The organism is Niveispirillum sp. GW835-FHT14G11 (assembly GCF_058793615.1).
Map to the genome: position 1 here is coordinate 106,594 of NZ_JBXAFZ010000014.1, position 21,503 is coordinate 128,096.

17 protein-coding genes are annotated in these 21,503 nt (G+C 64.7%); 7 read left to right on the top strand and 10 right to left on the bottom strand.

Annotated features, from left to right (window positions below; translation table 11 throughout):
• Positions 1-59 precede the first annotated feature (59 nt).
• Genes AC1Q7F_RS24150 through AC1Q7F_RS24165 form a run of 4 tightly spaced genes read left to right on the top strand, consistent with a single transcriptional unit; the run spans position 60 to position 5,450 of the window.
• Entirely contained in the window at positions 60-1,388 is a 1,329-nt protein-coding gene (locus AC1Q7F_RS24150) for a spinster family MFS transporter (RefSeq protein WP_492511094.1), read from the top strand.
• Positions 1,389-1,425: 37 nt separating this feature from the next.
• The gene (locus AC1Q7F_RS24155; protein WP_492511095.1) at positions 1,426-2,886 is read left to right on the top strand and encodes a carotenoid oxygenase family protein; all 1,461 of its coding nucleotides are present in this window, start codon (positions 1,426-1,428) and stop codon (positions 2,884-2,886) included.
• A 31-nt stretch (positions 2,887-2,917) separates the two neighbouring features.
• Positions 2,918-4,360: an NAD-dependent succinate-semialdehyde dehydrogenase gene (locus AC1Q7F_RS24160; protein ID WP_492511096.1), complete on the top strand. Its 1,443-nt coding sequence runs from the start codon at positions 2,918-2,920 to the stop codon at positions 4,358-4,360.
• Between the two features lie 16 nt (positions 4,361-4,376).
• Positions 4,377-5,450: an amidohydrolase family protein gene (locus AC1Q7F_RS24165; RefSeq protein ID WP_492511097.1), complete on the top strand. Its 1,074-nt coding sequence runs from the start codon at positions 4,377-4,379 to the stop codon at positions 5,448-5,450.
• 43 nt (positions 5,451-5,493) lie between these two features.
• On the opposite strand, the gene AC1Q7F_RS24170 is transcribed toward AC1Q7F_RS24165, so the two are convergent.
• A complete protein-coding gene (locus AC1Q7F_RS24170) occupies positions 5,494-7,740 on the bottom strand; it encodes a glycoside hydrolase family 88 protein (RefSeq protein WP_492511098.1) in 2,247 nt (748 codons plus the stop codon).
• 231 nt (positions 7,741-7,971) lie between these two features.
• Here AC1Q7F_RS24170 and AC1Q7F_RS24175 point away from each other — a divergent pair, with 231 nt between their 5' ends.
• On the top strand, positions 7,972-9,348 hold the full coding sequence (locus tag AC1Q7F_RS24175; protein WP_492511099.1) for a glycoside hydrolase family 28 protein: 1,377 nt from the start codon (positions 7,972-7,974) through the stop codon (positions 9,346-9,348).
• Between the two features lie 129 nt (positions 9,349-9,477).
• On the opposite strand, the gene AC1Q7F_RS24180 is transcribed toward AC1Q7F_RS24175, so the two are convergent.
• The 3 genes from AC1Q7F_RS24180 to AC1Q7F_RS24190 all read right to left on the bottom strand — a co-directional run bounded on the left by AC1Q7F_RS24180 (position 9,478) and on the right by AC1Q7F_RS24190 (position 16,168).
• Complete coding sequence (locus tag AC1Q7F_RS24180; RefSeq protein WP_492511100.1) at positions 9,478-12,198, bottom strand: TonB-dependent receptor; 2,721 nt, start codon at positions 12,196-12,198, stop codon at positions 9,478-9,480.
• 238 nt (positions 12,199-12,436) lie between these two features.
• Entirely contained in the window at positions 12,437-13,903 is a 1,467-nt protein-coding gene (locus tag AC1Q7F_RS24185) for an oligogalacturonate lyase family protein (RefSeq protein WP_492511101.1), read from the bottom strand.
• A gap of 30 nt (positions 13,904-13,933) precedes the next feature.
• Positions 13,934-16,168, bottom strand: coding sequence for a hypothetical protein (locus AC1Q7F_RS24190; RefSeq protein WP_492511102.1), 2,235 nt, complete (start codon positions 16,166-16,168; stop codon positions 13,934-13,936).
• A 390-nt stretch (positions 16,169-16,558) separates the two neighbouring features.
• Between AC1Q7F_RS24190 and pelA the strand changes: the two genes are divergently transcribed.
• The gene (pelA, locus tag AC1Q7F_RS24195) at positions 16,559-17,872 is read left to right on the top strand and encodes a pectate lyase (RefSeq protein ID WP_492511103.1); all 1,314 of its coding nucleotides are present in this window, start codon (positions 16,559-16,561) and stop codon (positions 17,870-17,872) included.
• 81 nt (positions 17,873-17,953) lie between these two features.
• Here pelA and AC1Q7F_RS24200 read toward each other — a convergent pair whose 3' ends face one another.
• Together AC1Q7F_RS24200 and AC1Q7F_RS24205 are read right to left on the bottom strand one after the other, a co-directional pair.
• Positions 17,954-18,124: a hypothetical protein gene (locus AC1Q7F_RS24200; RefSeq protein WP_492511104.1), complete on the bottom strand. Its 171-nt coding sequence runs from the start codon at positions 18,122-18,124 to the stop codon at positions 17,954-17,956.
• 56 nt (positions 18,125-18,180) lie between these two features.
• Complete coding sequence (locus AC1Q7F_RS24205; protein ID WP_492511105.1) at positions 18,181-18,651, bottom strand: AMP-binding protein; 471 nt, start codon at positions 18,649-18,651, stop codon at positions 18,181-18,183.
• Here AC1Q7F_RS24205 and AC1Q7F_RS24210 point away from each other — a divergent pair.
• Positions 18,635-18,916, top strand: a complete 282-nt coding sequence (locus AC1Q7F_RS24210; protein ID WP_492511106.1) for a hypothetical protein — start codon at positions 18,635-18,637, stop codon at positions 18,914-18,916. The genes AC1Q7F_RS24205 and AC1Q7F_RS24210 overlap by 17 nt on opposite strands.
• Positions 18,917-18,958: 42 nt before the next feature.
• Here the strand turns inward: AC1Q7F_RS24210 and cydX are convergent, their stop codons facing one another.
• The 4 genes from cydX to AC1Q7F_RS24230 form a co-directional block, all read right to left on the bottom strand.
• Complete coding sequence (gene cydX, locus AC1Q7F_RS24215; protein ID WP_492511172.1) at positions 18,959-19,222, bottom strand: cytochrome bd-I oxidase subunit CydX; 264 nt, start codon at positions 19,220-19,222, stop codon at positions 18,959-18,961.
• On the bottom strand, positions 19,159-20,130 hold the full coding sequence (locus AC1Q7F_RS24220) for an NAD(P)H-binding protein (protein ID WP_492511107.1): 972 nt from the start codon (positions 20,128-20,130) through the stop codon (positions 19,159-19,161). Before AC1Q7F_RS24220 ends, cydX begins: the two co-directional genes overlap by 64 nt.
• A gap of 162 nt (positions 20,131-20,292) precedes the next feature.
• Positions 20,293-20,427, bottom strand: a complete 135-nt coding sequence (locus tag AC1Q7F_RS24225; RefSeq protein WP_492511108.1) for a hypothetical protein — start codon at positions 20,425-20,427, stop codon at positions 20,293-20,295.
• Between the two features lie 153 nt (positions 20,428-20,580).
• Entirely contained in the window at positions 20,581-21,492 is a 912-nt protein-coding gene (locus tag AC1Q7F_RS24230) for an aldo/keto reductase (RefSeq protein ID WP_492511109.1), read from the bottom strand.
• Positions 21,493-21,503 lie beyond the last annotated feature (11 nt).

Below are 21,503 nucleotides of genomic sequence, written 5' to 3' on the forward strand. Positions count from 1 at the left end.
CCAGCAAGGGGAGGTCGCCAGACCTCCCCCTCTCTCCCGGTTAAGAAAGTGGAGCCACTATGACCTCTCCGGTACAGAAGGCCGCCGATGATCCGCTGTTCGGGCGCGGTTACCGTGCGACCTTGCTGGTGTTGATCCTGCTGGTATCGGCCTTTGCCTATGTCGACCGGGTCATCGTCCAGACATTGGCGGAACCGATCAAGAAGGATCTGGGGCTGACCGATTTCCAGTTCGGGCTGCTGGGCGGGCTGGCGTTCGCCATTCTTTATTCCACCCTGGGCCTGCCCATCGCCCGGCTGGCCGAACGGCGTGACCGCGTCACCATCATTTCCGTCTCCGTCGCCATCTTCTCGCTGATGAGCCTGCTCTGCGGCATGGCCACCAATATCTGGGCGCTGTTCCTGTGCCGCATCGGCGTCGGCATCGGGGAGGCCGGGGTGCAGGCGCCCAGCACCTCGCTGATCGGTGATCATTTCCCGCCGCACCGCAGGGGTTTCGCCCTGACCGTCATGCGGCTGGGCGCCCCGGTGGGGGCCTTGCTGGGCTCCGTCGTGGCGGCCTGGCTGGCGCGGGATTATGGCTGGCGCGCGGCCCTGATGCTGGTCTGCGCGCCGGGGCTGGTGGTGGCGCTGCTGTTCCGCCTGTTGCTGCGGGACCCGCCGCGCGGGCATAGCGACCGGCTGGCCGGGGGCAATGTCGCCGCCCCCACCGCTACCCCGCCGCGCACGCGCGACGTGTTCGCACAGATGTTCCGCCGCCCGGCCTTCCGCCACATGCTGGCCGGTCTGGCGCTGGCCAGCATGGCCTTGTTCGCGGGCGGGGCCTTCACGGCACCCTTCTTCATGCGGGTCCATGAATTGCCCCTGACCACCACCGCCTTCTATGTGGCGATCATCAGCACGACGGCATCGACGGCGGGCATGAGCCTGGGGGGCTTCGGCATTGATTTCATTGCCCGCCGCGGCAAGCGTTGGTACGCGCTGCTGCCTTGCCTGGGCATCACCATCAGCGTGCCGCTCTATCTGGCGGGCTATGGGCTGAACAACCATGTCGCGGCGGTGACCCTGATCACCATTGCCGGGGTGTTCCTGTTCTTCCATTCGGTGCCGACGCTGGTCGCCTTCCAGAACATGGTGGCACCGCAGCAGCGGACCACGGCGGCCTTCGTCTATTTCTTCGTTTCCACCATGGTGGGGGTGGGTTTCGGTCCGCCGCTGCTGGGCCTGCTCAGCGATCTGTTCGCAAGCGCCTCGGGCATTCCCGACGCGGCCGCCGCCTCGGCCATCGGGGTGCGCAGCGCGCTATTGGCCAGCATCGGTCTCTATGCTTGGGCGGCCCTGCATTACGGGCTGGCCGCCCGCGCCATCGCGGCGGAGGATCGCCCATGACCATCCGTCCTGAAACTTTCCGTGCAAGGGGCCTATCATGAAGTTTCCCAATACGCCCAACTTCACCGGCTTCTTCGCCCCGTCGGGGGTGGAGGCGGATGTCCATGATCTGCCCGTGCTGGATGGCGCCGTTCCCGCTGACCTGGATGGCAGCTTCTACCGCGTGGCCCCGGACCCGCAATTCCCGCCGCTGGCCGGCGACGATATCTGGTTCAATGGCGATGGCATGGTGACACGGTTCCGGTTCAAGGACGGCAATGTCGGCCTGCAGCAGCGCTGGGTCCGCACCGACAAGTTCACATTGGAACGCAAGGCGGGACGGGCCCTGTTCGGTGCCTACCGCAACCCCCTGACCGATGATGCCAGTGTGCAGGGCGAGGTGCGCGGCACCGCCAATACCAATGTCCTTGTCCATGCCGGCAAGCTGTTCGCCCTGAAGGAGGACAGCCCGCCCGTGATCATGGACCCGGAAACGCTGGAAACACTGGACCCGACCTATGATTTCGGCGGGGCCATGACCTCACAGACCTTCTCGGCCCATCCCAAGATCGACACGCGCACGGGTGAGATGCTGAGCTTCGGCTATGCCGCCAAGGGCTTGTGTACCCGCGACATGGTCTATTACACGATCAGCGCCGACGGGCAGATCACCAACGAGGTCTGGTTCGAGATCCCCTATTACTGCATGATGCACGATTTCGGGTTCACCGAGAATTACGTCGTCTTCCATGTGGTGCCCATCGTCGGGTCCTGGGACCGTCTGAAGGCCGGTTTGCCGCATTTCGGTTTCGACCGGGGACGGCCCGTGCATCTGGGTGTGTTGCCGCGCAAGGGCGGGGCGGCGGATATCCGCTGGTTCTCCGCCCCCACCTGCTTTGCCAGCCACGTCATGAATGCGCATGAGGACGGCACGAAGGTGCATTTCGATGTGCCCATGGCCAAGGGCAACATGTTCCCCTTCTTCCCCGATACCGAAGGGGCCCCGTTCCAGCCGCATGAGGCCGCCGCGACCATGACGCGCTGGACCGTCGATATGAGCGCCAACAGCGACGACATCCATATGGCGCCGCTGGCCGATCTTGTCGGTGAATTCCCCCGCATCGACGACCGGTTCGCCGGCGTGAAGAACCGTTATGGCTGGCAGCTTGTCCAGGACATGACCAAGCCCGTGGACCTGCCGGGCGGGCGCAGCGCCTCGGGCCTGATGATGAACACGCTCGGCCGCATCGACCTGGAGACCGGGGAGACCGATACCTATTGGGTCGGCTCCACCTCTTCCTTCCAGGAACCGGCCTTCATTCCCCGCCCCGGCTCCCGTGCCGAGGGCGACGGCTACATCGTGGTGATCGAGAACCGGCTGGTGGAGCACGCCTCCCGCCTGTTGCTGTTCAACGCCCTCAACCTGGCGGCCGGTCCCATCGCGACCATCGGCCTGCCCTTCCGCATCCGTCAGGGGCTGCATGGCAATTGGGCACCGGCCCGGGCCAGCGCCGCCTGATCTCCCCTTCGTGCGACCGAAAGGATCAATTTTGGTTGACCAGACTTCTGCCGACTATCCCAAACTCGGCATGTATATCGATGGCGAATGGATTCTGCGGGCCGACCGCATCCACACCGTCATCAACCCGGCCAACGGTGAGACGCTGGGCGAGTTGCCGCTGGCCGATGCCCCTGATCTGGACCGGGCCTTGGCCGCCGCCGACCGTGGTTTCCGCAGTTGGAGCAAGACATCCGTCGATGAACGGGCCCGCGTGCTGCGCGATGCCGCCCGGCTGCTGCGCGAACGCGCCGACCTGATCGCCCGCAACGCCACGCGGGAGGAAGGCAAGACCCTGGCCGAAACGCGGATCGAGACCATCGCCTGCGCCGGCCTGTTCGACTTCTATGCAGAAGAAGCGCGCCGGGTCTATGGCCGCGTGCTGGTGCGCCCGGCGGGTCAGCGCTCGCTGGTGATGAAGGTGCCGGTGGGGCCGGTGGCGGCCTTCGCCCCCTGGAACTTCCCGGTCCATAATCCGGGCCGCAAGCTGGGCGCGCCCATCGCCGCCGGCTGCTCCGTCATCCTGAAACCGGCGGAGGAGGCCCCGGCCTCGGCCATGGCCGTGGTGCAGGCGCTGATCGATGCCGGCTGCCCGTCCGATGTCGTGCAACTGGTGTTCGGCATCCCGGATGAGGTGTCGCGCCACCTGCTGGCCAGCCCGATCATCCGCAAGCTGAGCTTCACGGGATCGACGACCGTCGGCAAGCATCTGATGCGGCTGTGCGCCGACACGATGAAGGTGACGACCCTGGAACTGGGCGGGCATGCGCCGGTGATCATCTTCGACGATTGCGATTTCGACCGCACCGTGGAGATGCTGGCCAACAGCAAGGTGCGCAATGCCGGTCAGGTCTGCGTCTCCCCCACCCGGTTCTATATCCAGGAAGGCATCTATGAGCGGTTCGTCGAGGCCTATGCCAAGCGCATGGCGCAGATGAAGGTCGGCGACGGTCTGGCGCCCAACACCAATATGGGGCCCATGGCCAACCCGCGCCGCCCGGCCGCCATCGCCGACCTGATCCAGGATGCCGTCGGCCATGGCGCCCGCATCCGCACGGGTGGGGAGGCCATCGCGGGCAAGGGCTTCTTCTGGCAGCCGACGGTTTTGTCAGATGTCCCCAACACAGCCCGTATCATGAACGAGGAACCGTTCGGCCCCGTGGTCATCGCCACGCCCTTCGCCACCCTGGACGAGGCGGTGGAACAGGCCAACCGCCTGCCTTACGGCCTGGCCTCCTTCGCGTTTACGGAGAATGCGCGCCGCGCCAACCTGATCGGCGATGCGATTGAGGCTGGCATGGTGGGTATCAACACCACCGCACTCGCCGCCTCTGACGCGCCCTTTGGCGGCGTCAAGGAAAGCGGCCACGGGTCGGAGGATGGGCCGGAGGGTCTAGCCGCCTGCCTTGTCACCAAGACCATCCATCAGCATTGAAGACAGGGGTCGATCCATGACCATGCCCAAGACCGGCGGCGCCCAGGGCTATCTGCGCATCGCGACTGAGGAAGCCTTCACCACACCCGAACTGATCGCGGCCTTCCGTGAGGAACTGGCGGCACCGGATGTCGATCCGGGCTTCCTCAGCCTGATCGGCTATTATCTGGACCATCCGGCCGAACGGCCGCGCTTCGTGGCCAATGCCCTGATGGATCTGGGCGAGCAGCGTATTGCCCATATGGATGAACGCGGCATCGACCGCCAGATCCTGGGCCTGACCGCGCCCGGCACCAACGTCATCCGCAATGCCGACCGGGCCACCATGGTGGCCGAGACGGCCAATGACCGGCTGGCCGAGGCCATCGCCAAATACCCCACCCGCTTCAGCGGCATGGCCGCCTGTGCCCCGCAGAACCCCAAGGCGGCGGCGCGGGAGGTGGAACGTGCCATCGGCAGGCTGGGCCTGTCCGGTGTGCTGATCAACAGCCACATCCTGGGCGACTATCTGGATAATCCCAAGTTCCACGAGGTGCTGGAAGCCATCGAGGCGATGGATGTCCCCCTCTATATCCATCCCAATACGCCGCCAGCATCCATGATCGGGCCGCTGCTGGCGGCCGGACTGGACGGGGCGATCTTCGGCTTCGGCGTGGAAACTGGCATGCATGCCCTGCGCATGATCACGTCCGGCGCGCTCGACCGCTTCCCCAAGCTTCAGATCATCATCGGCCATATGGGCGAGGCTTTGCCCTTCTGGCTTTACCGCCTGGATTTCATGCATGGGGCCGGCGTGCGCACGGGCCGCTATGAATGCATGAAGCCGCTGAAGAAGGGCAAAGTGTCCACCTATCTGCGCGAACATTTCCACATCACCAATTCCGGTGTGGCCTGGGAAGAGGCCATCAAGTTCACGCAGAAGGTGATGGGCGAGGATCGCGTGCTCTACGCCATGGATTATCCCTATCAGTGCCCGGTGGAGGAGGTCATGGCCTTGGACGCCATGGACATGCCTCTGGAGGTGAAGCGGAAATTCTTCCAGACCAACGCGGAAAGGCTTTTCAAGATCAATCAGCCGCCAAAGGACTGACCTGCTCCCCAATGTGTGTCCGGCTATACGCAGAGTCCTCTGGTTAGAATTTGAGCTTCTGACTCTGGACGAAGGATTCCCAGGCGGCACGGTTGGGGAAATCCAGGCCGCGATCCCAGGCCGATCCCATGTAATAGGTGAAGGGCCGGCCGGGCGTAGCACGCACCAGGATCAGGTAATTGTCCGCATCCTCCGTAAAGCCCTCCACCATGGCCGGATCGACCAGGATGGCGATCCCCATGCCGCCATGCTCGGCATTGTCCGGCTCCCAGAACATCAGGCGGCCATTCTCCTTGTCGCGGGTGACGAAGCCGCTGCCATTTTCGTTCTTGCGCTTGGAAATGCCGATCCCAACCAGCAGCGGTTCGGCCGTGTCGGAGTTCAGCGTCGAGGTCATGCGTGTGAAGCTGGCGCCCAGTGGCAGGCTGAAGCTGCGCGTCTCCCACACTTTGCGGGCCACATCGACGGGCCAGGGCCGGTAATCAACGCTGAACCGGGCCTCGTCGCTGCCGGTCGCCTCGATGCGATAGGTGGAGAAGTTGCGGCTGGTCCATAGTTTGTTGTCATGCCAGATGCCCAGCCCGCCGGCCCCACGTCCCCGGCCGACATCGTAATAATCCAGCCCCTCGCCGCGATCGACGTGATAGTTGGGGAATTTCAGCTGCCGGTCCATGAAGGGCCAGCGCACGCGCTTGGCCCAGGCATCGATGCCCGAGCCGGATGGCGCCTCGCGCGATTCCAGGGCCGGACCATAGATCCGGTGGGCGACCCGGTCATTTTCCCACAGCAGATCGTCCAGCCGGTCGGGCGCGAACCGCACCACGGCACGCGGCTTCTGCTGATCGGCGGGCGGTGGGGCCAGCGGTTCGATCGTGGAGGGACGCTTCAACTGGGCGGGGTCGTAGGACAGGGCGCGGGTTGCCCGCATCTCTGCCTCGCGGCGGCGCATCTCCTCCGGCCCCACCACGGTGACGGGGGCCGGTGGCGTCGGCGTGGTGGCCGCGATGATCTCCGCCGTATCCCGCTTCGGCTCCGGCTGGGGAAGTGGCTGCACCGGGCCGTTCAGATCGGCGATTTCCAGCCCGGCCAGGATATAGGTGCCCGTCGTATAGAGCCCGACATCGCGGGGATCGGTGGCCACCGGCATGTCGCCGGTCTTCTGCGTGGCGCCGATCAGGCCGTTGGGCAGGACATGGCGGTTCAGCGCCGCCCAGCCGCGCGTCACATGCGGCAGATATGTGGCCCGGTCCAGCAGACCATGGTTGATCCCCCAGGCCAGCGCATAGACATAGAAGACCGATCCCGATGTCTCCGCCTGAGGAAAGGCCTCGGGATCGAGCAGGCTGGCCGGCCACAGCCCGTCGGCGCGCTGCAGCCCGATGACCCGGCCCGCCATCTGGCGGAAAATGCCGGTATAGAAATCGCGCCCCGCGAAATCGGCCGGCACGGATTCCAGCCAGCGCGCCAGACCGCCCATGACCCAGCCATTGCCACGCGACCAGTAGATATGCTCACCGCGAACATTGCGGTGGTTCTCATCCTTGAAGCGTTCGTCACGCAGGAACAGGCGCTGTTCGGGAACCCAGAGGCGGGCAGCGGTGCGCCGCCATTCCTTGTCGGCGGCGGCCAGATATTTCGGATCGCCGGTGATGGCCGACATGCGCGCGAACACCGGCGGCGCCATATAGAGCGCGTCGGCCCACCACCAGATCAGTTGCGGCGTCTCCGTCGCGCGGTTCAGATGCGGCACCTGCCAGTCCAACCGTTGGCGCAGGGGCATCAGCGTCCCTTCCTGTCCGCGCCGGGCGTAAAGCTCCTGATAGAGATCGCCGATCGCGATATCGTCGGCGTTCAGCATGGTCGGGCCCGACCGGGCGCCGCGGACGCTGTAATTGTAATGCTCAGCGACCGCCGTCAGGAAGCGCAAGGTCTGCAGGTTCTGCGACACCCTGGCCAGCCGCGCCGCCCCGATATAGAAGGTCGCCGCCACCCAGTTGGAGGACATCTGGCTGAGATTGCTGCCCGTGGACAGGGCAATGGGCTCACTCGCCATGGCCCTGATCTGGCTGGCCGCGACATAGTCGATGGCCGCCATGGCATCGGCGCGTGCGGGCAGGATCTTCGGGTCGGTGTTCAGGACGGGACGCGGCGTCGCTTCCAGCCAGACCTGCTCCAGGCCGGGGGCCAGCGCCGGTGTTTGGGCGGATGCCGGCCCGGCCAGGGCGGTTGTGGCCATCAGGGCGACGGCGAGAGACAGGTGCGCGATGCGGTGGGGGGAGCGCCAGAACATATCTTCCTCCAGCGACGCGATTGACCTCGCGCCTGATACATGGGCTGCAGTGGCTGGTCTTCCACCGCGAGGGAAACCGGTGTCCATTGCTTGCAACGGGTTGCCGTCGGGCACGGCATCGCCTTGACTTCAGCATATCGTCCCCTATCATGAGATGAAAGAACAGAATGTGGGAATAAATTGCGTTTGGTTCCGGACCGGCGCAGGCCCCGTCAAGCGAGGACGCCCTTCATGCACCGTCGTACCCTGTTGCGCCTGGGCGCCGTCAGCGCCATCGCCCCCGTCATGGCGCCTGCCTGGGCGCAGGAAACCGGTCGCGTCTTCGACGCGGCCAATTACGGTGCCGTGCCGGACGGGGAAGCGGCGCAGACGCGGGCCATCCAGGCCGCCATCGACGCGGCGTCGGCCGCCGGCGGCGGAACCGTGGTGCTGAAGCCCGGTATCTACCGTTCCGGGTCGATCTTCGTGAAGTCGAACGTGACCCTGCATATCGGCCGTGGCGCGACGCTGCGCGGTGTGACCGATCTCGCCGCCTATCCCATGGTGCGCACGCGCGTGGCGGGGATTGAGATGGAATGGCCGGCCGGCCTTCTGAACATCTATCAGCAGAGCAATGCCCGCATCAGCGGGGAGGGCACGGTTGACGGCGATGGCAAGATCTTCTGGGACAGCTACTGGGCCTTGCGCCGCGACTATGATCCCAAAAGCCTGCGCTGGGCTGCGGATTATGACTGCCGCCGTCCGCGCCTGATCCATATCTATGAGTCCGACCGGGTCGAGGTCTCGGGCCTGACCCTGATGCGGTCGGGCTTCTGGACTGTCCATGTCTGCTATTCACGCGATGTGAAGGTGGCCGACCTGATCATCCGCAACAATATCGGCGGGCGCGGCCCCTCCACCGACGGTGTCGATATTGATTCCTCCGAGCGCGTGCTGGTCGAACGCTGCGACCTGTCGGTCAATGACGATGCCCTGTGCATCAAGGCCGGGCGCGATTGGGACGGGTTGCGGGTCGCGCGGCCCTGTCGCGAGGTCAAGGTGTGCGATTGCGTGGTGCGTGACGCCCTGGCCGGCATGACCTTCGGGTCGGAAACCTCCGGCGGGTTCCAGGATATCGAGGTCTCGGGCCTGCGGATCGAATACCCGGTGCCGTTGGGCATCTTCTTCAAGTCCGGCCATACGCGCGGCGGCGCGATCTCCAATATCCGCATCCATGACGTCCATTTGCAGGACGTGGCGACCCTGATGCGGATCAATCTGAACTGGTATCCCAACTATTCCTATGCCCAGATCCCAGCCGGGATCACCAATCCGCCGGACTATTGGTCGGCCCTGGCCAAGCCGGTTCCACGCGCACAGGGCATTCCGCGCATCCGCGACGTGCGCATGTCCGACATCCGCGCCATCGGGGGCAAGATCGGCTTTGAGGCCGCTGCCTATCCCGAGGCCCCGCTGGAGGATTTCGTCTTCGAACGCCTGAACTGGGATGTGCGCGAGGCCGGGTCCATCGCCAATGCCAAGAACTGGCGCTTCGTCGATTGCGACATCGACACGCTGGACGGCACAGGACCCAAGGTGACGGCCTCCACCGGTATCACTGGCCTGTAATCTGCTGCATCCACCCAACCAAAGGCCCCGTGCGACCCCGCGCACGGGGCCTTTTTTCCGACGCCGAAAAAAAAGGCCCGGAGCGACGAACGCTCCGGGCCTGCGGGAGGCTTGCAATGGGAGGAGGGATCAGTATTTCCAGCGAACGCCGACGGCGATCTCGCGCCCGGTATGCCGGTAATCCTGAACGCGATCCGTGATGTCGACATAGCTGTCGACATATTCGTCGGTCAGGTTGATGGCTTCCAGCGAGACACTGATGCTTTCCGTGACGTCGTAGGACATCGTTGCGTCGAAATTGGTCGTGCTGTTCACGCCCGCTTCCGAATTACCGTTCGCACCGGGGAAGGCCGTCAGGTACTTGCCGCGGTGGGCTGCCGAAACGCGGGCCTTGAACGGGCCATCCTCATAATAAAGGGTGGCGTTGGCCGTGTATTTCGACTGGCCTGTCAGGCGGTTCTTACCGGCCGTGCCATAGCTGACCTTGGAGTCGACATAGGTGACATTGCCGATGAAGCCGAAATTCGCCCAGAAGTCCGGCAGGAAGGTGAAGGGCTGCTGATACTGGATCTCCACCCCGTGCAGGCGGCCGCCAGCACCATTGAGCCGGCGGGTGACCTGGAACACGTCCGACGGCTGGGCCGCCCCCTGCAGCAGATCGTCGGGCAGGCCCAGCCGGTTCCAGACAATGCCTTCGGTGACAGACGTAATGAAGCTGTCGATATCCTTATAGAAAACGGCGCCAGCCAGCAGGCCTTCCTTTCCGAAATACCATTCCACCGACAGATCGTAATTGGTGGCGCGGAACGGATTGAGCAGCGGATTGCCGTAGGAGACTGTGCGCGTCGTGGGCGCGACGCTGCCGCCCGGTGTCAGATCGCCCAGCGTCGGACGCGACATGACCTTGGCGGCACCCATGCGGACAACCAGTTCATCGGTGGGTTCCAGCGCCAGGTTGAACGAAGGCAGGATATCGTCATAGTCATTCTTGGTCGTGACATAATTATATGTCGTCGTTCCGCCCTGAGCCACCGATTGCCAGCCCTTGGCCGTGACGTCCGTCCGGGCATAGCGGATGCCGACATTGCCGCGCAGCGTCATGTCGGAAATCTCGGTGTTGAAATCGGTCTGGACGTAGGCGCCGTTGTCCGTCTCATCGACCTCACGCTCGCTGCGGTTCGAGACCAGCGGGTTGTTGTAGATGCTGAGGAAGTTCGCGATCTTGTTGATATCGGGAACGATGAAGGACAGGTTGGAACCGGCGGGCGCATTGACATAGCCGTCGATGCTGACGACCCGGCCGATGGAATCGACACCCGTCAGGCGATCGGCCCCGGCCGGCGTCGTGGTGGCCCGCGCCAGACCGAAGGTTTCAAACCCATAGGTGCGGTGTTCGCCGCCCACCTTGAACGTCAGCGACGGTGACCAGTCATAGGCCAGCGAGCCGGCCGCGACCTTGTTATCGAAATTGCCGCCGCCATTGCTGCGCGTGGCATTGACCAGGGTGAAACGCTGGCCCGAGGTGACGTCGAACCCGTAATTGATCAGCGGCTGGCGGTCATTGTCGCGGAAATCGATCGTGTAGCCGTTGATACCGCTGGCCTCGAATGCGTAGGCCACGTTGAGCGGCGTGCGCGCCTCGGAACGGTTCATGCCGAGCTTCAGGCTGCCATGCAGCTTGTCGGAGAAGTCATGCGTGGCGTTGATCGAGCCCTGGTAGAAGTTGTTTTCGTTCCGGGTGAACCCGTTTTCCGCCCGGACCAGCATATTGTCGAACACGCCGTAGGACAGGATGTTCTTCGTCGGGTCGACCGCATAGTCGCGCAGCACCACATTGTTGACGGCGGCGCGGCTGAACGACCAGGCCTCGATATTCGGGCTTTCGGTCTCGCTGTTGAAGCGGGACCACAGCATGTCCAACACCACTTCGGTGTCATCGCCCGGCCGCCACTGCACGGCGCCGGTCATGCCCAGCCGGTCTTCCGACGTCTGGCCCAGCGTGTAGCGCGGGATACGCGGATAGAAGGCGTTCAGCGCTTCCGTGCGCTTCTCGGGCGTCGTGCAGGGAATGCAGTTCGCGAAATTCTGGCCCGTGCGATAGGCCTGGGCGGCGTTGCCGGACTGCCAGCGGGTGGTGTTGAAGCTGCCCAGGATGGGCTTGCGCTCCGAATAGGCCACCGAGAACAGGGCGCCGAACGTCTGTTCCTCGTTCGACCAGCTCAACAGGCCCGCCGTGCGCGGAATGGCCTTCTCCGACAGGTCGTTGTACGAAGCCTGGACCGACGCGGCAGCGTTGAGGCCGGCGGCGCGGAAGTCCAGAGGACGGCCGGTCTGCAGATCGACGGTCGCCCCCAGCGAGCCTTCCTCGATCTCCGCCGACTGGGTCTTGCGGACCTTGATGGAGTTGAACAGTTCCGACGCGAACATCGAGAAGTCGAAGCTGCGGTTGCGGTTGCCGCCGGCCGCCGCCTGCGCCTCCAGCCCGTTGATGCGGGTACGGGTGAAGTCCGCGCCCAGGCCGCGAACCGAGATGGTTGTGCCCTGGCCGTTGACGCGGTCGATGGTCACGCCGGGCAGGCGCTGGATGGCTTCAGCCAGATTCTGGTCGGGGAAGTCGGCGATGTCTTCGGCCAGGATGGCGTCCACGGCGCCCGCCTCACTGCGCTTGATATTCAGCGCCTGCTGAAGACTGGAGCGGAAACCGGTGACAATGATCTCTTCAAGTTCGAACTTTTCGGTCGATTCCGCTGGGGCCGGTGCCGCCGATTGGGCCGATGCCGAAAAGGCGCCGCCCAGAGCGGTCAGAGAAACGCCAATGGCGCACAGGGTGCGGGTGTTCAGTGATCGCATTCTCAAGTCTCCCCTGCCGATGCGTCAGCAGCACCGGTTTCATTTTTTGAAACGTTGTCATACATATTGAAGCACGACGTGCCACATAATGTGACAGAGTTCCGCATATTGCAACTGGCCGTGAAGGCTTTTGGAAAAATTTGTCATACAACTAAATTTGTCTTTGTAAACCAGTATCCTGGACCCTCCGCCGCGAGGGTCCAGGGCAATGGCGCCGCGACCGGCTTCGTCTTTTGGGTCAGGTGCGCGCAACCTCGACGGCATAAACATGGTTCGGTCCATGCATGTTGGACACGAACACGATCCATTGACCGTCAGGGGTGAAGGCCAGATTGGGTTCCAGCCGGTAATCATGGTTGGACAGATCGACCAGCCGCTGCGACCGCAGATAGTCGACGGAGATCTGATCGTCCTTGTCGCTGGAAGGGTCGTCATCGACAATGGATTCCGGGCGCAGCAGCACGATCCATTTGCCATCGGGCGCATGGGCGACCATGTCGCCGTCACCCCCGTCGCCCGCGAACAGCGTCCCATCCGGCGAGGCGTTGTAATGCACAGACCAGTCATTCTGGTCGACCCGGCGATAGAGGCGCTTGCCCGTTTCCAGATCGACCGAGGCGACCCAGAACACCTGTCCGCGCGGGGTCTGCAGGTCGTAATGGACCTGCTTTCCATCCGGGCTGAACCATTCATGCCCGAAAATCTCGAAATTCATGGTCCGCTGGTGCGTCTTGCGCAGGTCGGACCCGTCGGCCTTCATCGTCCACATCCGGTCCACGCGATGCCAGGGCCCCTCGTGGCAGAAGATCAGGCGCTGGGGATCGGTGGGTGAGAACTGGGTATGGCCGATCCATTCATTGGTCTTGTGAATCACGCGGCGTTCGCCCGTCGCAATATCGATGACGAAAATCTCCATCGGATAGCGCGCCGCCCAGCGCTGCAGCATCCGCACCCCCTTGGCGCGGGCGAAGTTCAGCGGCTTTCCATCCGGCCCGTTGGCCGCATATTCCGCCTGATCGAAGCGCCGGTTGCGCGGATCATGGACGGTCGGCTGCAACGGCTGGCTATCGTAGGCGACAAAGCCCAGCAGCAGGGTTTCGTCGGCATTCACCGAATTGACGTTTCCGTTTGGGATCTTGCCGATCTGACGCACTTTGCGCGTATCGGCATCGATGGAGAACAGGGTCTTGGCCCGGTCCATCAACTGGGCTTCCGACGCCTGCGTGACCGAATAATAGACATTGCGGCCCAGGCGGCCTGTGAACATCAGGTCGGCCTCGCGGCCAGGGATCAGCACATCATGCGCCCAGGTCTTCAGATCGACCAGGGTGATGCCGGCGGGCGTGGTGATGACCATGCGGTCGGCGCGGCCATCGCGGCCAGGCAGGAACATGTTCTTGTAGAAATAGGGCTTGCCGCCGCCATCCGGGGTGACGCGCCGGATGCGGTGGCCGGTCTTCGCATCGACCCATTCGGTCGGAACCGGTCCATCCCACTGCGGACGCGGCGGCGGCGGGGCCGTCTGGGTCGATGGCGGGGCCGTGTTGGGTGCGGGCCAGGCGGGCACCTGACCGGGCGGGGGCAGGGGCGCGTTCGACGGGACATACTGGCACGCGGCGGCGTTGGCCGGGCCGGCGGTGATCCCTATGGCGGCGGGGGCGGCCAGCAGCGCCTTCAGCGCGGCGCGGCGGGAAGTGATGGTCATGGCAGCGTTCCTCTGTTGGTCTGTCGCCGGTCAGGGCGCAGGCTTCAGGCCTTCGACGCGGACGGTCCAGCCATCCTTGGGGAATCCGGGCGCATGCCCGGTCGATCCTTCCCAGCCCGCCGCCATCAGGGCCACGGCCCAGAGCAGCGAGCCGTTGGACGGGAAATAGGTCTCCGCCGCGCGGCGATAGCCGGCACCGTCAGGGTTGACCGCCATGGCGACGCCGCCGGCCCCGGCCGAGGCGGGCACCAGTTCGTCGGCATGTTCGTCCAGATGGACCCGCGGCGTCATGCCGGTCGGGCCCCACTGATTGTTCTTCAGGTCGGCGAACAGCCAGTCCACAGCCTTGTCCGGCCTGCCCAGGCGGGCGGCTGTCATGGCCATCATCGGGAAATCCCATCCCCAGGTCTGGCGGATATCCCAACTGGTCTCCACCGCCTCGAAGGTACGGCGCATGATATCCGGGTCGATCCGCGCGCCGGCGATGAAACTATAGGCCATCAGGAAGGAGGGATGGTCGCGGTTCTTGCATTGGGGTTGCGCGGCATGCTTGCGGCAGGCCGCCGACATGGCGTTTGTCCAGAAATCCGGCGTATTCTCGGTGGGCAGATAAAGGCCGTCGCGCATGGAAGGCGGCGCGATGCGGGTCAGGGCCCGATCCCAATCGGGATTGCGCGCCTGGCCTTGCCGTTCCCGCCAGGTCTGGGCGATGGACAGCGCCCAGCGGAAATACTCAACCTCGAAGGTCGGGTTGGTCGTGGTCAGCGGGTCATAATTCTCCTGCGCCGGGATCAGCGGCGGCCCCAGATCCAACCGCCCGCCGCGATCCAGCGGCCAGGAGGCCAGTAGATCGGCCGTGGCGTCGACCAGCGCGCCATACCGGTCGAGCGTCGCCTCGCGCGGATCGGCGCGCCAGACCAGCTCGGCCAGCAGGATCGGGTGCGGCTGCTGCCACATGATGAAGGGGGAAACCAGGCTGGGGCTGTTGCGCCCCTCCGGCCCCGTCATCTTGGGCCACCAGGCCCCCTTCACGCCATGACGCGCCGCTTCGGCGCGGGCATTGTCGAGATTGCCCAGATACCAGGGCAGGCTGCGCTCCAACAGGTCGGCATGGCCCCACATGGCCTGCCAGGCGGAATGCCAGGGGTGCATCTCCAGATGGAACTTGCCGTACCAGCTGTTGGAAAACAGGCCCTCTTCCTGCGGCGGCAACGCGCCGGCACCATTCACAGCCGACAGATACTGCGACAGCACCACACGGCGTTCCAGCTCCGCGGCGCGTGGATCGGTCGAGCCGGAGAAATCGACGGCACCACCCTTGGTCCAGAAGGCGTTCCAGTGCCCGGTCACGGCCTGGGCCGTCTCTTCGGTGGTGGGTAGTGTGCCGCCCACCGGCCGCTGCGCATAATCCACCGTGAAACTCAACCGGTCGGCCTTGCCGGGATCACCCGGCATGTTTTTCACAAGGAAACTGTCATCGCTTTGCCCATGGATGCGACCACCGGCGATGCGGGAATAATAGATTGTTTCGTCGATGGTGCGTTTCAGGGTAACGGCACCCGGCAGCTCGACCTGTCGCACGGTCGTGCCGCGCCGGGTCCAGTCTGACGGGTCGGGATTGATGGCCGGATTGACGCCGGGATAACGGACCAGGGCGGCCAGCCTGCCCGCTGCCACCAGGGGCGACCGCACGTCCACGGCGACGGCGTCCAGTATGGGGTGAACACGCGTCACCACCTCCACCGGCTGCCCGTCATAGGTGAAGCGGCTGGTCAGCGTTCCGGTCCACAAATCCAGGGTCTGGATGGGGGCTGTGACCTTGGCGAAATCCAGCGGTCGGCCGTCGCCGCCGGCCAGAGCGATGCGACCCAGGGAGAAACGGTGCGGATTGGCCCGCAGCCAAGTATAGGCGGGGTTCGCTTCCGCGTCCGCCCAGGATTTCATCCAGGCATAGGGACGGGGCCCCCGGCCGGGAACCTCCACCGCGATCACGCCGCTGGCCTCTGTATAATTCTGCGGATTGGGGAAGCTGTGCCAGGCCCATTGCGCCATGGTCAGTAAAGGCGCCTGCTCTGAATAACGCTCCGGAAAGGTCTGAAGCCCCGTGATGTCGGCCGTGAAGCCGATATCGCCATTCCCCAGCATCACCGGCGCATGCCGGTCGATGGCGGTCAGGGTCACATTGTGGCGCGTGACCAGGGCCTGGCGGTCGATCGGTGTCGCCGCTGCCGGTGCGGTCAGCAGGCCAAGGGCGAGCAGGACCACGCTCAATGATCCTCTGAGCGGGGCGGAAACGGCCGGCAACGCGCGGCACATTGTTCCCATCATACGGGATTTCATTGGCCTTCCTCCGTCCATACCGTCAAAGTCGACCCGTCACGACCGGTGCCGCTTGCGATTCTTACTATATTGTGGGAACGTGAATTACAAAATGGGACGGATAATGTCAATCCGCACGGTGCAGGACATCCATGGATGCTGCCGCCCGGCCCCTCCTGCCCCCGGTACTATCTAGTGTCGGCCGACCGCGCCATCGGATCGTTTCGGCGCGGGAGCGGGGCCAGGGAAGAGACCACCGGGCGGAAAACGCTTCGCGAGCGTTGCACCAGAAATGTCAATATGCGAAAGTCCAACCCAAATATTGGGAGTATATGAATGAAAGCCTTTCTTGCCATGCCGCTGGCGGCACTCGGCGCGCTGACCCTCGCCTGCTGTGTGGGGGGTGTCGCCGGTGCCAAGGTCATCGGTCGCAATACACCGGCCGTCGGGTTGACGGCGGATCGGATTGGCGCGCTTCCCGATGGTGAGCGCGAGGCCTGGGCCGTGTATCTGTCGCGCTCCCAGGCACAGCGGCAGGCCGACCGCGATGCCCTGGCCGCGGAACTGCCGGCTGGCGTTGCCCCGCCGCCCGCGCCGCGTGCGGTCGGCGGCAACCAGCACAATATGCCGCTGGACCGTCCGGCCGAATGGTATGCCACCGATGAGGCCCGTTTGATCGCCGACGCCATCGTCAGCTTCCAGACCCCGGCCGGTGGCTGGAGCAAGAACCAGGATCGCCGCATCGCCCGGCTGAAGGGCCAGCGCTTCTCCAATGACGCGGAGACGATGGAGCAGAACCCGGCCAATTTCGACGCGCCCGCCGACCGGTTCTGGACCTTTGTCGGCACGCTCGACAATGACGCCACCTGGTCGGAAATGCGCTTTCTCGCCAAGGTCGCGGCCCAGGCGCCCGGCGACAGGGGTGATGCCTGGCGCGCCAGCGTGATCAAGGGCGTGCATTACCTGCTGAACGCCCAGTATCCCAATGGCGGCTGGCCGCAGATCTGGCCGCTGGAAGGTGGCTTCCATGACTCGATCACCTTCAACGACAATGCCGTCGCCCAGGCGGCCATGCTTCTGCGCGATGTCGCCCATGGCACGGAAGGATTCGACTTCGTGCCGGCGGCACTGGAAGGCCGCGCGGCGGAGGCCACAAGCAAGGCCATCAACGTCATCCTGGCCGCCCAGGTTCGCCAGGGCGACCGGCTGATGGGCTGGCCGCAGCAGGTGGAGCCCATGCGGCTGGTGCCCACCAGCGCCCGCAATTATGAGCCCCGCTCTATCGCCAGTGGTGAGACCACGGATATTCTGCTGTTCCTGATGGGCGAACCCGATCCCTCTCCAGCCGTCAAGGCCGCGATCCGTGGCGGGGTTGCCTGGCTGCAAGCGATGCGTGTCTATGACAAGTCGTTCGAGAAGACCGACGAGGGGCGCAAGCTGATCGACAAGCCCGGCGCGGGCCCGATCTGGTCGCGCAATTATGATCTGGTCACCGGCCTGCCGATCTTCGGCGACAAGGATCAGACTATCCATGACGATGTGAATGGCATCTCCGCTGGCCGTCGCAATGGCTATTCCTGGTGGATTTCCAGCCCGCAGAAGGCGCTGGACGCCTTCGCCCAATGGTCCAGGTCACATCCGGAAAATTGATCCACAGCTTGTGCAGTGGAATGCCCGACATCTGCTTTGCCCCCGATGAACTGCCCCTGGCGGAGTTGTCACCTGAGATTTTCAAATGCTCACGGTGAAACCCGCCATTCTCTCACCGCTCACTGCGCTGGGTTGCATATCGACCTCGACGACCTCGCTGACGCGCGCCATGAAGTTAATCCCGGCATGGATCTGCCCATCACTGAGATGGTCGACGATCTGGGCGATGAAATCGGCGCCGCTGGCCACCATCCGCGCCACAAATTCCAGACCGGCCGGGGTCAGGGAACTGCGTCATGCTTTCTCTTTCAAGCCGCCTCCGGCCGGCCGGGCGTCCAACGGAGCACCCGGCCCACAGGGCGAAGACCATCCACCTGGATCGTTCCCCGCAACGGACCAGTCCGCAGGGGGTCAGGCCGGGAACCACCGCCGCAGCTCTGCCTTGGCGATATATAGGGCAGTCCCCAGGCATTGATATGGAACATGGGCACCGCGGGCACGACACTGTCGCTTTCCCTGACATCCATGTTTGCCGGCGGGGCGCAGACCAGGGCGTGCAGCACGGTGGAGCGATGGCTGTACAGTACGCGCTTGGGATTGCCCGTGGTGCCCGATGTGTAGCAAAGGCCGGCCGCCTGCCTTTCGTCCAATACCGGCCAGGCGGGCAGGGGGCTCTGTACCGCCAGCGCCTCTACATAATGCAACAGTTCCGGCCAGTCGGGGACTGACGCGCCGGCCGGTCCCAGCATGATGAAGCGGCGGATGGGAGGCGGGGGCATTGCGCCCGACCTGGGGCCGACCGGCTGGCTGTTGGTCAATCTGTTCGGCCTGTTCGCCGTCTGGTCCGCCATTCTGCGCCTGATGCAGCCAACCGCCTTGGTGGCGCGGCGGGCGGCCTTGGCCAAGCTGATCGCCGCCGCCATCATCGGTATCGGCCCGACGCAAGGAGCGGCCCTGATCTTCATTCTTCCCCTGGTTGCCGATCTGGGGGCGGCTTTGTTCCCGGCCTGGGGCGGCTGGAAGGGAGGCCGGGAGAGTGGCTGAGGCAGTGATAGGGGGGGCGCGCCGCCGCGACCGGGTGGTTCGTCAGCCCGCCCGCCCGGGGTCCGGCACGGGATGTTCATGCCAGATAGCGTTCAAGATCGCGGCTCCGGTTGCCAGGCCGACACCGAGGAGACAGGCGAAGAACCACCTGGTTCGTCTCGTAACGGCCGACAGCCTGTCAGCGCTATATGACGTTCGGGTTGACCTGCTCCCCGTTCCTGGACAGACCCTGACATCAGTCGTCAGAACACGGCGTGGTCGCCGCGTTCGGCGCGGTCCTGTCCGCGGATGACACGCGCATAGAATTCGAACAGGGTGTCCTTGCCTGTCGAAGGCGTTGCGGCCTCGTCATAGCGCCCGGTAACGGGGTCAAGAACCAGCATGGATTCGGTGGCGTAATAGCGTCCGATCCGGGCAAGCTCCGCCTTGTCGGCGAGAGCGGGGAAGAACCGTCCCATCAAGCCCAGCCCCGCGATGATGGCATCAAGCAGCCCCACCGGCACGCGGCTGAAACGGGGCGGGCGGTTCAGGAGCGCGAACAACGCCTCGCCCTGTTGCTTCGGCGTCAGTGCTGGGCCGGGGCCACCGATCGGCAGGATGCGGTTCTGGCGGGCCGGATCATCCAGACAGTCGGCGAGAAAGGCGCCAAGATCGTCATCGCTGATCGGCTTGCAGGCGGTGAGCGTGCCATCGCCGAACATCAGATAGGGCTTGCCGTTTTTCACCCGCTCGATCTGGCCGGCCAGCGATTTGAAAAATGCCGTGGCGCGCACGATGGAATAGGTAAGTCCGGATTCCAGCAAAGCTGCTTCGAAAGCGAGTTTCGCCTGCTGGAACGCCAGAAGCGGCTTTTGCACGCAGATGGCCGAGAGCAGAACCATCTGGGTGACACCCGCTTCCTTCGCGGCAGCGAGCGCGTTCAGATGCGCCTGATGGTCGATGGCCCAGGCGTCCTTCGGCGCGCCGGTGCGCGACGCGAGGCAGGAGACAAGCGCATCGAAAGGCTCGCCGCAAAACCCGTCACGCTGGAGAGACGCGGGGTCCGTCACCGCGCCATAGCGCAAGCTGGCGCCCGGCAGATGAAGGGCGCTGTCCTCCGCCGTAAGCCTTCCGCCGACACCGGCGCGCGGCCGGATAAAGCAGATCACCTCATGCCCGCGTGCCACCAGAGCCCGGGCCGTGGCTTGGCCAATGGTGCCGGTCGCGCCGAGCATGAAAACCCGCTTCGGCTGCGCGGCAGGGATCGCAACGGGCCGGGAAAGGGGCGTTTGATCAATCATGTCTGCCAGGCGTTGTTTGCACCATGCGATCAAGACCGGAACGGGGGAGGGAATCAACCGCCCCCGTGACAATGAACGGGCTTCACCTTAAAGCATTCACAATGCCAGAATGAACGCTAAGAGATCGGTGTGGTGCGTGTCGATCTGCCAGGCAGCGCTAGCAATGGGCTGTGCGACGGCCAGCGCCGCCTGTACCCGCCCGCGCGACGGCGGGATTGTCCGCAGCGTCATCTGGAGTGACTGCTAGACAAGGCAGGGCGGAATATGGGGCAACAAATGGGCGGGGGCTTCTTCAAGATCGTGCCCGAACTGACCGAGGCCATGGGCTGATCATTGGGGTGAACCCGCGCCGGGGCCAGGCTGTGCCAGCGCGGGTTGCCCATCTTACGGCATCGGCTGGCCACGGGCCGCCACCACCACCGCGTACCAATCCTGTGCCGTGATCTCGACCTTGAAGGCCTCCGCCGCCTCGCGGATACGGGCCGGATTCTGGCTGCCGACCAGGGGGATGGGGCGCGACGGATGGGCCATGGCCCAGGCATAGATCACGGCGGCACGGCCGATACCCTGGCGCGACGCGATCTTGTCCAGTACCGCGATCACCGCCGCCGCACGTTCATTCTTCGGTTCGCCCAGCAGGTCGCCGCCGCCCAACGGCGACCAGGTCAGCACCGCCAGATCGCGTTCCAGGGCCTGGTCCAGCACCCCGTCGAACAGCGGATCGACATAGGCGGGGGAGAATTCCGGCTGGATGGAAGTCAGCTTGAAGGGCATGTGCGCGGCCAGCGCGGCCACCTGCGACGGTGTATAGTTCGACACGCCCGCCGCCTTGATCTTTCCCTGCCGGCGCAGCGTGTCCAATGCTGTGGCCAGTTCCGCCGGATGGGCCAGCAGGTCGGGCCGGTGGATCTGGTACAGGTCGATGCATTCCACGCCCAGCCGCGTCAGCGACGCCTCGCAGCATTCCACCAGCCGCTCACCCCGCGCCCAATAGGGAATGGGGGGCAGGATGCCGCCCTTGGTGGCCAGCACGATTTGGTCGCGCAATCCCGGATTGGCGGCCAGCACCCGGCCGAACAGGCTTTCCGCCGCGCCGAATCCGTGGCTGTGTCCAAAGCCATAGATATCGGCGGTGTCGAACAGGGTGATGCCGGTTTCCAGTGCCGCCATCGACCGCGCCGTGGCGGCGGCCACGTCGTCATCATGATAGCGCCACATGCCCCATCCCAGGGCGGAGACGGGCACGGCGCCGTCGATCAGGGTACGGGGGGCGGCATTGATGGTCAGGCGGTCCATGATTATTCTCG